This window comes from Comamonas sp. A7-5 (assembly GCF_039581385.1).
Lineage (GTDB): Bacteria > Pseudomonadota > Gammaproteobacteria > Burkholderiales > Burkholderiaceae_C > Comamonas > Comamonas thiooxydans.
Genome location: NZ_JBCPWO010000008.1, coordinates 110,287 through 122,333 on the forward strand (window position 1 = coordinate 110,287; position 12,047 = coordinate 122,333).

11 protein-coding genes are annotated in these 12,047 nt (G+C 58.2%); 10 read left to right on the forward strand and 1 reads right to left on the reverse strand.

Annotated features, from left to right (window positions below; genetic code table 11):
- The first annotated feature begins 62 nt into the window (after positions 1–62).
- From AAIL67_RS15690 to AAIL67_RS15715, 6 genes are all read left to right on the forward strand, one after another.
- Positions 63–467: a hypothetical protein gene (locus AAIL67_RS15690; RefSeq protein WP_063664748.1), complete on the forward strand. Its 405-nt coding sequence runs from the start codon at positions 63–65 to the stop codon at positions 465–467.
- Between the two features lie 146 nt (positions 468–613).
- Positions 614–1,273 (forward strand): response regulator transcription factor, encoded by a 660-nt coding sequence (locus tag AAIL67_RS15695; protein ID WP_034348534.1) that lies wholly within the window; start codon positions 614–616, stop codon positions 1,271–1,273.
- Positions 1,270–2,637 (forward strand): ATP-binding protein, encoded by a 1,368-nt coding sequence (locus AAIL67_RS15700; protein WP_343484351.1) that lies wholly within the window; start codon positions 1,270–1,272, stop codon positions 2,635–2,637. Before AAIL67_RS15695 ends, AAIL67_RS15700 begins: the two co-directional genes overlap by 4 nt.
- Before the next feature lie 156 nt (positions 2,638–2,793).
- Positions 2,794–3,816, forward strand: a complete 1,023-nt coding sequence (locus AAIL67_RS15705) for a sensor domain-containing diguanylate cyclase (protein WP_343484352.1) — start codon at positions 2,794–2,796, stop codon at positions 3,814–3,816.
- Positions 3,817–3,936: 120 nt separating this feature from the next.
- On the forward strand, positions 3,937–5,406 hold the full coding sequence (locus tag AAIL67_RS15710; protein WP_034378225.1) for a GGDEF domain-containing protein: 1,470 nt from the start codon (positions 3,937–3,939) through the stop codon (positions 5,404–5,406).
- 188 nt (positions 5,407–5,594) lie between these two features.
- A complete protein-coding gene (locus AAIL67_RS15715) occupies positions 5,595–5,900 on the forward strand; it encodes an MliC family protein (RefSeq protein WP_034396439.1) in 306 nt (101 codons plus the stop codon).
- A gap of 149 nt (positions 5,901–6,049) precedes the next feature.
- Here AAIL67_RS15715 and AAIL67_RS15720 read toward each other — a convergent pair whose 3' ends face one another.
- Complete coding sequence (locus AAIL67_RS15720) at positions 6,050–6,940, reverse strand: LysR family transcriptional regulator (protein ID WP_034353889.1); 891 nt, start codon at positions 6,938–6,940, stop codon at positions 6,050–6,052.
- Positions 6,941–7,109: 169 nt separating this feature from the next.
- Here AAIL67_RS15720 and AAIL67_RS15725 point away from each other — a divergent pair, with 169 nt between their 5' ends.
- The 4 genes from AAIL67_RS15725 (at position 7,110) to AAIL67_RS15740 (ending at position 11,938) form a co-directional block, all read left to right on the forward strand.
- Positions 7,110–8,108, forward strand: coding sequence for a tripartite tricarboxylate transporter substrate binding protein (locus tag AAIL67_RS15725; RefSeq protein WP_343484353.1), 999 nt, complete (start codon positions 7,110–7,112; stop codon positions 8,106–8,108).
- Between the two features lie 77 nt (positions 8,109–8,185).
- A complete protein-coding gene (locus tag AAIL67_RS15730) occupies positions 8,186–9,469 on the forward strand; it encodes a hypothetical protein (protein WP_034378154.1) in 1,284 nt (427 codons plus the stop codon).
- Between the two features lie 340 nt (positions 9,470–9,809).
- Positions 9,810–11,165: a chromate efflux transporter gene (gene chrA / locus AAIL67_RS15735; protein WP_063664742.1), complete on the forward strand. Its 1,356-nt coding sequence runs from the start codon at positions 9,810–9,812 to the stop codon at positions 11,163–11,165.
- Positions 11,166–11,317: 152 nt separating this feature from the next.
- A complete protein-coding gene (locus tag AAIL67_RS15740) occupies positions 11,318–11,938 on the forward strand; it encodes a YdeI/OmpD-associated family protein (protein ID WP_343484354.1) in 621 nt (206 codons plus the stop codon).
- Positions 11,939–12,047: the final 109 nt, after the last annotated feature.

The following is a 12,047-nucleotide window of genomic DNA, read 5'->3' on the forward strand; positions in this document are numbered from 1 at the left end:
GGGCGCTGCGGACTGCAAACGGCCATGACGCGAAAGATTAGCAATAGGAAAGTGAGAGCGTAATGAGTTTGGATACCGTGTTGACGCAGGCCGTGGCTTCGGTCCCCGAGTGCCTGGCCGCTGGTTATGTGGATGCTGCTTCGGGCATGTTGCTGTCGATCCGTACCGTGGATTCCCATCCGCGTGAGGTGATTGATCTGGTGGCGGCTGCTACGGCCGACCTGTTCAACGGCCCCAATGTCTCCATGATCGAGACCATGTTCAAGCGTTCGCGCGGCCTCAGCGATGATGGTCACCACTATTTTCAGGAAATCATCGTCAACAGTGACAACCTGATTCACGTCTTTCTGCGTAGCAAGGCAGTGCCCGACTATGTGGCAGTCTTTGTCTGCCGCCGTACCGTCAACCTGGGCATGGCATTGACCAAGGCACGTATGGCGATGCCGGGCATCGAAGCTGCGGTGTAATCGGCAGCCCTTCATGTAAGGTGGCGGCTTGCCCGCTTGGGGTGGAGCTGCCTCGCTTGCCGCCTTGCGGGCATGCAGGCTGCGTGCGATGCATCCTTTGTTTCTGGTGCTGGGCATTCCCGCTGTAGCGGCGCTATCCTTGCTCCATGCGTTTACTGCTCGTTGAAGATGACACCATGATCGGCCAGGCCGTGCTGGCGCTGCTGCGCGGTGAAGGCTATGTGGTGGACTGGGTTCAGGATGGCGCCCAGGCCGATACAGCCTTGCATGGCCACCAGTACGATCTGGTGCTGCTCGACTTGGGCTTGCCCAAGCTTGATGGCTTGCAGGTGCTGCGCCAGTTGCGTGCGCGCAAGGATGCCACGCCGGTGCTGGTGGCGACCGCCAGGGATGCCGTGCGTGACCGCATTGCGGGGCTGGACGCCGGGGCCGATGACTATGTCATCAAACCCTATGACATGGATGAGCTGCTGGCCCGCATTCGCGCGCTAACGCGGCGTGCGGCAGGGCATCTGGATGCGGTGTACGAGCATGAGGGAATCATGCTCAACCCCAATACTCGCGAGGCCAGCGTGAATGGTCAGCCGGTCACCCTGTCAGGCCGTGAATGGGCAGTGCTGCAGGCATTGCTGACAAGGCCTGGGGCCACGCTGTCACGTCAGCAAATCGAAGACAAACTCTACGGCTGGGGCGACGAGGTCAGCAGCAATGCCGTGGAGGTCTATATCCACGGGTTGCGTAAAAAGCTCGGCGCTGCCGCAGTGCTCAATGTGCGCGGTCTTGGTTATATGGTGCCCAGGCCATGAGCGAAAACCAAGCATTGCAGCGGTTGAAGCTGCCCGGCTCGCTGGGCGGGCGTTTGTTGCTTTTCATCGGCATGGCGATTTTGCTGGTGGCCGTGCTGCAAGGGGTGTTTGCCTATCGCAATGCACTGGCGCAGACAGATACCCTGTTCGACTACCAGATGCAGCAGACGGCGTTTGCACTGCGGGTGGGTCTGCCGGTCGATGCCAAAGGCAGACCGCAGGGAACGCCTCCCGAAGATGAAAACAACGAGTTCATCGTCCAGGTCTGGACCAATGAGGGACTGAGAATCTTCGAGTCGGCTCTGGGTGATGCCTTGCCCCAGATGGCGGTGCTGGGCTTTGCCGATGTGCCTGCGCGTGGCACGACCTACCGTGTGTTTTCACTGCAGACACGCTCTCAGGTGATTCAGATTGCACAGGACATGCGCGTGCGTCAGATCCTCGCGCGTGAAGCCGCCTGGCGCAGCTTGCTGCCTGTGGTGCTGCTGTTGCCGCTGCTGGCGCTGGCCGTGTGGTGGGTGATTCGCCTTTCATTGACTCCCGTGCAGCGGGTGCGCAGGGAGCTGGCCATGCGTCAGCCTCAGGATCTGGCACCTGTTGCGGAGCATGATCTGCCGGATGAGATGCGCCCGCTGGTAGAGGAGCTCAACAGCCTGCTGCAGCGCGTACGGCAGGCTTTTGAGGCACAGCAGAATTTCGTGGCAGATGCTGCGCATGAGCTGCGCTCGCCGCTGGCCGCGTTGCAGCTGCAATTGCAACTGCTGCGCAAAGCGACGGACAGCTCCGAGCGCGAGTCAGCGCAGGCCCGTCTGGCGCAAGGAATCGAGCGCGCCGGGCGACTGGTGGAGCAGTTGCTTGCATTGGCCAGGCAGGAAGCCAGGCCGCAGACTGAAGATGCGCCGCTGGCTGACTTGCGCGTGCTGGTCGAGCAGGCTCTGGCTGATGCCGCGCCTGCTGCCCAGGCCAAGGGGCTGGACATGGGTCTTAGTGAAGACCCGCGGCAGCAGTCCGCATTCAGCGTGGCCGCAGACGCAGAGGCATTGGCGGTGCTGCTGCGCAATCTGCTGGACAACGCCATCAAATACGTGCCCGCCGGGGGGCGGGTTGATGTGGGCTGGTTGCAGGACGAGCACGGACGTGCGCTGGTGGTGGAAGATTCGGGTCCAGGCATTGCACCGGCCGAGCGCCAACGCGTCTTGCAGCGCTTTGTTCGCGGTCAGGGGGCTGGTGGCATGGCCGGCGGCAGTGGCCTGGGGCTGGCCATTGCGCAAAGCATTGCGCAAAGCAGCGGTGCCCAGCTGTGGCTTGACGAGTCGCCGCAACTGGGCGGTCTGCGTGTCAGGGTCCTGTGGCCTCAGTCCTAGTCTGACAATCGATTGCTTGAAAATACAGACGTTGGGATCTGGCTTTCATTGCATGATTGAACGATAGTCTCAGTCGAATGAAAGTGATGATGCCTAGGCTTTAGGCTTTGCTTGAGCTGCCGCACTGGTCGTGCGGCCGTACCCCCAAATTGCACCATGCCATCAATTATTCAACGCCTTTCCCAGACCGTCTCCGCATCTCAGAATCTGCCCAGCTTCACGCGACCTCTTCTGGAAATCATGGTGGAAGTGACTGATCTGGAGTCGGCCTATCTCACCACCGTGGATGAGGCGCGCGGTATTCAGAATGTTCTGTATTCCCTCAATACGGGAGGGATGAAGATCCCCGAAGGGCTGGAGGTGCCCTGGCACGACACCTTGTGCAAACGGTCGCTCGACGAAGGGCGTACCTTTACTGACAACGTTGGCGAGTGCTGGGGCGACTCGGATGCAGCGCGTCAACTGGGTATCCAGACTTATGTGAGCACGCCCGTGCGTTTTTCCAATGGTGCGCTGTTCGGCACTTTGTGTGCAGCCAGCGACCATTCAGTCGCGCTGGCAGCGGAGGCCGAGGATCTGCTGCGCCTGTTTGCCAAGATCATTGCAGGCTTTGCCGAGCGCGAGCAACTGGTGAGATCGCTGCAGCATGCCAACGAGGAGCTGGCCTCGTTGGCCATGCTCGATTCCCTGACTGGATTGCCCAATCGCCGCTGCGTGACCGAGGAACTCAACCGACTCATTGCTCATTGCCGCCGCACCCGTGAATGGGTGCTGGTGGGCTTTGTGGATCTTGACCGCTTCAAGCAGATCAATGACCAGTTCGGTCATGAGGCAGGGGATGCATTGCTGCGTGCCATGGCCGAACAACTGCGATCAGGACTGCGCAGCAGTGACATGCTGGCTCGTTTCGGTGGCGATGAATTCGTCATGGTCGGTGCAGGGCCATTGCTGGATGAAGACGCTGAGGCCGTGATCAGGGAGATGCAGCTGCGATTGAGCAAAGCCTCTGTTGCCCGCTTGCAATTGGCCGACGGGCGTGAGATCGAGTACGCAGGAGCCAGCGTGGGAATGGTCTGCTTGATGCCCGATGACACCGATGTGGATGATGCTTTGCAGAAAGCCGATGCCGCAATGTACAAGGTGAAAGCCGCAAGGCAGAGACTGCATGAGGTGATCTGACCTGAAAAGACTCCGCAGGGAGTCTTTTTCATTGCGGCGAGATAGTTGCTCGACTCTTGCAAAAGAGGGCTGAGTGCAGGCTTGAAGTCTCGGTAATAATCGTTGGCGGAGGTATCGTTTGTGAAAAATTCGCTCGCAGAAGGTCTGGATTTCGAGGATATGTTCAACCTGGCACCGGTATCGCTCTGGATGGAGGATTACAGCGGCCTGAAACAGATTTTCGATCAATGGCGGGCGCAGGGGGTGAGCGATCTGCTCAGCTTTCTCAAAGAGGATCCGGAACGGCTCAGGCTTTGCAGTCAGTCCTACAAGGTGCTGCGGGTCAATCAGTACACGCTGGACCTGTTCAAGGCCGAAGATGAGGAAACCCTGAAGAGCCGGCTCAGCGAGGTCTTTCGCGGCGACATGCTCGACAGCATCATGAATGAACTGGTCGCTCTCTGGGAGGGGGTGCTCAGTTTCGAGACCCGTTCGGTCAACTATGCCCTGGATGGACGGCGGCTCGATGTGCAGGTGAGGGCGCGTGTACTGCCGGGCTACGAGCAAAGCTGGAGTCGGGTGCTGGTCTCTCTGGAGGATGTGACGGCGGAGGTGCAGAGCACGGTGAAGCTGCAGCGCAGCGAGCAATACGCCAGAGACCTGTTCGAGTACTCCCCGGTGTCGCTGTGGGTCGAGGATTTCAGCGTGGTCAAGCGCCTGATGGACGATGTGCGAGCGCGCGGAATCACCGATTTCCGGACTTTCCTGAAAGTGCATCCGGAATTCGTGACCCGCTGCATGCAGGAAATCCAGGTGCTCGATGTCAATCGCCAGACGCTGCAAATGTTCGGTGCCGAGAGCAAGCAGCAACTGCTGCAGAATCTGTCCAAGGTTTTCAGGGGCGAAATGTACGATTCGTTTGCCGAGCAACTGATAGACCTTTGGGAGGGTAAGCTGGTGCAGCAGCGGGAAGTGGTGAACTACGGGCTGGCTGGCGATGTGCTCCATATTCATATGGAGTTCGCCATCATGAGCAGCCACGCGGAGAAGTGGGGTTTGGTTCTGCTGTCGCTCGTGGATATCACCGCTCGCAAGAAGGCTGAGGCTTATCTTGAATATCTGGGCAAGCATGATGTGTTGACCCAGTTGCGCAACCGCGCTTTCTATACCGAAGAGCTCAACAGGCTGTCGCGCAAAGGGCCCTGGCCCTTGTCCATGCTTGCCATAGATATGAATGGACTCAAGGTCGTCAACGACGAGCATGGGCATACTGCAGGCGATGCCATGCTCAGGCGTATGGGCGAAGTTCTCTCCAAGGCAGTGGATGCGCCGGCCTGCGCCGCCCGCATTGGTGGCGATGAGTTTGTCGTGCTATTGCCGGGAACCGATGAACGCGGTGCCGTGGCATTGCAGGAGCGCATCCTGTCCTTGCTGGAGTTGAACAATCAGTTCTATCCGGGTCACAGCATCCAGGTTTCCATGGGCCATGCCTGTGGCCTGGAAGGCACGCCGATAGAAAGCATTGTTCAAGGGGCGGACAAGGCCATGTATGCTGAAAAAGCACGCCTTTACCGGGACAAGGAACGCGACAGGCGTGTGAGTTCAGCCTGAGCTCAGATATGCGTCAATCAAGTTCCACTTCGCGTTGCGGTCTGACTCGCTGGCAGGAGCTTGTGGCAGGTTGGGACCTCCCAGCCTGTCGAGACAAAGGTGATCTGCCAAGTGTTGGAAGTGCCACCAGACACAAGAGTTCTTCATGACTGCTTGAGTCTTGCCATGAAATATCACGGGAGAAGTCTATGAAAGTCATCGGGCTTGCCATGTTCGCCGCAATCGCCGTCAGTGCCTGTAGTTCTGTGCCGTCTCAAGATGCAGACCGTGAAGTTGCATTCACCTGTGCAAACGGAGAATCCATTTCGGTGCGTTTCTCGCCTGCCAACAGCAAAGCAGTCTTGATACGCGGCGGTCAAGGCATAGAGCTTCCACAGCAGCCAAGCGGTTCCGGATTTGTTTACAGCAACGGGCCCAATACCATCCGAGGAAAAGGCCAGGACCTGACGGTCGAGGTCGGCCGCATGGTGCCGATCCAATGCAAGGCCCGGTAAGGGGCCCTCTGACTATCGCCGGAATTCCACCGCATCCATGCGCATGTACTCGGTTGCCGGCGCAGACCTTTGAGGCGCATTTGGCGTTCGCTGTCATCTGACAGTGGAGTTTTCTTGAGTGGTTGGCTTTTGCTGCAGGGCTGGGTTGCTTATGTTGCCAGCTGTTTTTGCAGCTCCTCGACAAAGCATTGCGTGCGTTCCGAAGGTGCCGAATGACTGGGCAGTGCCAGCACCACCTCTACTGAGCACTCGGGCAGGAACGGTTTGATGCAGAGGCTTGACGCAAATGTTGCCGCCACGTAGGGGTTCACTACGCCCAAGCCTGTACCCTGCGCGGCAAGGCAGCAGATGGTGGAGGAGTAGGTGGTTTCGACAGTTGAGCTGGGGCGGACATCATGCTCGAGCATGGTTCGCTGCAGCTGCAGGTAGATGTTGTCGTCGGAATTCAAGGTCAGCAGCAGCTGGTTTTCCAGGTCCTGGACATGCAGGCTGCTGTGCTGTGCCAGCGGATGGCCTGGATGCATGACGCAGACGGCCTGGGTCTGATGCAGAACGCTTGCGTTGAGTTCAGGGGAGCCAATGGCCATGGTACTGACGACCAGGTCAAACTGGCCGTGCAGCAGTCCTTCCCGAAGATGTGTAGTACCTAGCGTCTGCAGGCTGATGTGTGTACCCGGGTAGTGCAGCAGAAAATTGTGCAGGGCCGCGGGAACGATAGACAGTCCCAGTGCCGGGGTGCAGCCTATGCGCAGAGTGCCTGCACCGAACTGCCGCAGCCCCTGAAGGTCGCGCTCAATGCGGTCCAGACCTACGAAATGTTGCTGCACCGTCGAAAAGAGCTCCCGTGCCTCTGCAGTCGGGCGCAGCCGCCCTTTATGCATATCAAACAGCTTCAGGTCCGCGCCGGTCTGCATCTGAGCCAGCAGACGGCTGATGGACGGCTGCGTGGTGTGCAGCAGCTGCGCAGCGGCGGTCGTGGTGCCGGTTTGCATCACGGCACGAAATGCTTCAATTTCTTTAAAACTCAAAGGGCGTGGCATGGCGCAATCGGTTTGATGCTGAGGATGAAGGGTATACCAACCACGTATAGATGAGTTTGAAAAATGAATTTTTCCGAGTAGGTTAGGCTTTCTACACTGACTTCCATACGAATAAGTGCATGCGTTTTCAGGAGTTGAGGGCGCATCAATCAATCCAAGGAGTCATTAGATGGTTTGCATTAGCGCTCGTCGCTCTCTGTGTCTGGGAGTGCTGGCTGCCGCAACGTTGGTGAGCGTCGGCTCGGCCTGGGCTGAAGGCAGCTCCGCATATCCCAATCCTGCTCGTCAAATTCGCATCATCGTGCCGTTCACTGCGGGTGGCAGCTCGGACGTGCAGGCCCGTATGCTTGCCGACAGGCTCGGCCGTATGTGGAATCAAGCCGTGGTGGTCGAGAACAAGCCAGGTGCAGGCGGCCATCTGGGTGGGAAATACGTGTCCGATCAGCCGGCGGACGGCTACACGCTGATGGTGGGATCCATCGGATTGCATGCTGCTTACGGGGTTTACAAGAAACTGCCTTACGACCCTGCCAAGGAGTTGCGCGTTGTCACCGTGCTGGCGGAGATGCCTCATGTCGTGGTTGCAACCCCCAACCTGCCGGTCAAGAATCTGCAGGAGCTGACCGAGCTGGCCAAGAAGGATCCAGGCAGCATCAATTTTGGCTCTGCTGGCGTGGGCTCGTCGGTTCACATGATGGGAGAGCTGTACAAGCTCCAGTCCGGCGCTCCCATTGTTCATGTTCCCTATCGTGGAAGCTCGGCAGCGCTCAATGATTTGCTCGGTGGCCAGATCCAGTTGATGTTCGAGAACCCTCCGACAGTGCTGGCTCATGTCAAGGGCGGCAAGCTCAAGGCGCTGGCGGTGACCGGCAATGAGCGCCTGGCGGCGCTGCCGGATGTGCAGACGACCGGTGAGGCAGGAATGAAGGACTATGTAGCCACATCATGGACCACGGTTGCCGTGTCCTCCAAGGTGCCTCAGGCCCTCGTGCACAAGCTCAGTGAAGACATCCGCAAGGTGGTCAATACACCCGAGTTCCGCAAGGGGCTGCAGGATCAAGGGATGAGTGCCGTGGCCAATACCCTGGCAGAAGCGCAAAGCTTTGTGGCCAAGGAAAAGCAGCGTTGGGACCAGGTGATCGCTGCCGGAAAGATTACGGCGAATTAACCAGAGCCGGGCTTCTTCATGCCCTGCATCGCTTTCGAGTCGCAGCCAGTCGCTGCGACGCTACTGCTTGATATCCAATGACGACCTCTTCTCATTCTTCTTTTGCTCCCTGCCGACGCGTGGGTGACGGCAGCCTTCATCATTTCTTCGGCTACTACAACAAGTCCAACTGGGACAAAGGCAATCGCCTGCTGGCAGCCCAGCAAACGCCCTGGATGGACATTTACCTGACGCCAGAGGTCAAGGCCACGATTGGCTATTTCGACACTCAGGACGGTGACCGCTTTCACGCAGTGGGCGAGACCGGTGCCTGGAACTTCCAGATGGGCAGCCAGCTGCAGTGGTTAGATGGCGCACCGGGTCGCAAGCTGATCTATAACGATCGCACGGGCGATATGTCAGCCCGTTACCCGGGCTTTGGCGCCGTAGTGGTGGATGTGGATACGCAAGAGCGCCGAGTTCTGCCCATGCCCGTGTATGTGGTTGCACCCAGCAGTGCCTGGGCGCTGTCGGTCAACTACCGGCGCCTGTACATCACGCACGAGACCATTGGTTACAGCGAGCCGGGACAGCCTTTTGAATTGCCTCTGGCGCCCGCAGATGACGGCATCTGGTGCATGGAGCTGGCGACAGGTGATTCCCGGTTGCTGGTCAGCTATGAGCAACTCAAGGCATTCCATCATGTGTCGTCGATGGACAAGGCCATCCACTGGGTCAGTCATATCGAGATCAACCCGGCTTCTTCACGCATCCTGTTTTTGCATCGATGGACAGAACGTGTGAAGGATGAGACCTGCTTCCTGCATCGCCTGATCACCATGAACCCGGACGGTTCGGACATGCGCTTGCTGGAGTGCTCCGATCATCCGCTGCCGCAGCTGGCTGACGACTTCGACCCCAGTGCCGCAGGCACGTTTGACTATGAAAAGTCGGAGTACCAGATCTCTCATCCCTTGTGGCAGGACAATGAGCACATCATTGTCTGGGGGCCACATGCCGGCGAGATTCACTACCACCTCTATCACGATGTTGAAGGAGGAGAGGTGAAAGTGATTGGTCGCGATGTGCTGGTGGAAAACGGCCATATGACGTTCTCGCCGGTGAGTACCCGCTGGATGCTGAGTGACACCTATCCAGATGACAGGACACACGAGCGCTTTCTGTTCCTTTTCGACATGCAGACCGGCGAGCGTCGCAATCTGGGCAGTTTCTATGCCACTCCGGAGCTGAGCAAGGAAAACCGCTGTGACCTGCATCCACGTTGGAGTCGTGATGGCAAGCAGGTGTGCATTGACTCGGTGCATGAGAGCCAGCGCCAGATGTATGTGCTGGATGTCTCGTCGATCGTGGAGGCGGCCTGATATTGAAAGCAGCGCTATCGGTGATGATGGTTCTGGTGATCCGAGCTGCGGTGTGCTTCAAGAGGGAAAATTCCGGAGCTCGATGTCTTCGTCTGCGCGAGTGAGCTGCCGCGAAGGAGCTCTGGGCGTTGAGGGCTGAGATGCCTGTCCTTGTGGCGCACAGCAAGTACGGCTCTGCTCCATGTGCTGGCGCTGCTCTCGGTAGCTGCAGACTTTGTCTTCGGCGTGCATGAGAGCTCAGGCGACTGGGCTAGAATTCCTGTATCGGGAAAGCAGCCTCCCGTCCCGCAAGGGTAGACGGTGTCTCGTCCAAGAGCTGGATATTCCCTATGGAGCTTTTATGGACACCGCTTTGCCCAGGCCCACCGATCCGGTTGCGCCAGCCTCTCTTTCGCTTTCAGAAGCGCTGCGTTTCTGGTTGAAGCTTGGATTCATCAGCTTTGGCGGCCCCGCAGGTCAAATAGCACTCATGCATGAGGAGCTGGTAGACCGCCGTCGATGGATTTCCGAGAAGCGATTTCTCCACGCCCTTAACTACTGCATGTTGCTGCCGGGGCCCGAGGCTCAACAGCTTGCAACGTATCTGGGATGGCTGCTGCACCGGACATGGGGTGGCATTTTGGCAGGGGTTCTTTTTGTCCTGCCATCGCTGTTCATCATCATTGCTCTGGCCTGGCTGTATATGGCCCACGGGGACATGCCGGTCATTGCGGGCATTTTCTATGGCATCAAGCCCGCTGTGACAGCGCTTGTGGCACAGGCAGCCTACCGAGTGGGCTCCAGGTCGCTCAAGAGCAGCTGGCATTGGGGCATTGCGGCTGCTGCGTTTGTCGCCATTTTCGCGCTCAATGTTCCGTTTCCGCTTATCGTCATTGCGGCTGCAGCCATCGGTTTCATCGGTGGCAAATTGCGACCTGAGGTCTTTGGTGGCTACAGCCATGAAAAAAGCGATGCGCGTCAGCCAGTCGGGGCCGCATTGATCGATGACGACACTCCAACTCCGCCGCATGCACAATTTTCCTGGCGAGGATTCTGGAGGGTGTCGCTGGTCTGCCTGACGCTGTGGGGCATCGCAATGGGCGTGCTCGCCACGGCGTTTGGTCTGGAATCACCGCTGGTACAAATGGGATGGTTCTTTACCAAGGCTGCGCTGATGACTTTTGGTGGCGCATATGCGGTGCTTCCCTATGTTTACCAGGGCGCGGTGGAGAACTTCCATTGGTTGACTGCAACACAAATGATCGATGGCCTGGCTTTGGGGGAGACTACTCCGGGCCCTCTCATCATGGTGGTGTCCTTTGTGGCTTTTGTGGGCGGCTGGACAAAAGCGATCTTCGGTGTGGATTCGCTGCTGCTCGCTGGAGTCGTCGCTGCAGTGATCGTGACCTTCTTCACTTTTCTGCCGTCGTTCTTTTTCATTTTCCTGGGTGGTCCCTTTATCGAGTCCACCCACGGCAATCTGAAATTCACTGCGCCATTGGTCGGAATCACCGCTGCGGTCGTGGGTGTCATCCTGAATTTGGCGGTCTTCTTTGCATACCATGTAGTTTGGCCCCAAGGCTTCGCAGGACACATAGAGTGGCCGTCGATTGCCATTGGTCTGGCAGCAGGCATCGCGTTGCTCCGCTTCAAGATCAATGTTATCTACGTCATTGTGGCGGCAGGGCTGACAGGATTGCTTGCGCAATTGTTGTGATCGCTCAAGCCCCTGGTCTGGGGGCGAGTCGTGGGGCATTTTGCGACTGCCATAGGCTGGGAGCTCTGGTTAAACTTGTCTTACCCCACCATCAACCAGGTTCCTGCCTCTATGCCACGAATCGCGCTGATGTTAATGCCGCATAGGTCCAGATGATGCCTACTGTCAAATCCATCATCCCGCTTGAGCTTGCTCCAACCCTGTTCAAGAGCGCCAAAGTCTTCGAGGCCTGGCTGAAGAAGAATCACGCTACTTCCGAAGGCCTCTGGCTCAAGATCGCCAAACGAGGCTCCAACGAGCCCAGTGTCACCTACCCCGAAGCGGTGGAGATTGCGCTGTGTTGGGGCTGGATCGATGGACAGAAGAAAAGTCTTGACGATCAACACTATCTCCAGCGCTTCACGCCGAGGCGCGCGCGAAGTGTCTGGTCGAGAATCAATGTCAACAAGGTACAGGCACTCATTGAAGCGGGCCGCATGCAGGCCCCGGGTCAGGCTCAGATAGAGGCGGCCAAGGCTGACGGGCGCTGGGCGCGGGCCTACGACGGTGCGCGTACGTCCACGGTGCCCGAGGATCTGCAGGCTGCACTGAATGCCGAGCCGGCCGCCAAGGCCTTCTTTGCAAGCATCAATGCCTCTAATCGCTACGCGATACTATGGCGTATCCAGACTGCCGCGAGAGCCGAGACGCGCGCCAGACGCATCGCTCAGCTGGTGGAGATGCTTGCCCGTGGCGAAACCATCCATCTCTTCAAGCCGCGTGCCAAGGCTTGATTGCGAAGTACGCATGCGTATGGGCATTTTGCATTGAGCGGCCCGCGTTCCTGTTGCTGTCTGGTTGCCTGCGGCGAAAAGCATGACTCATATACCAGCGCCAGAGAAG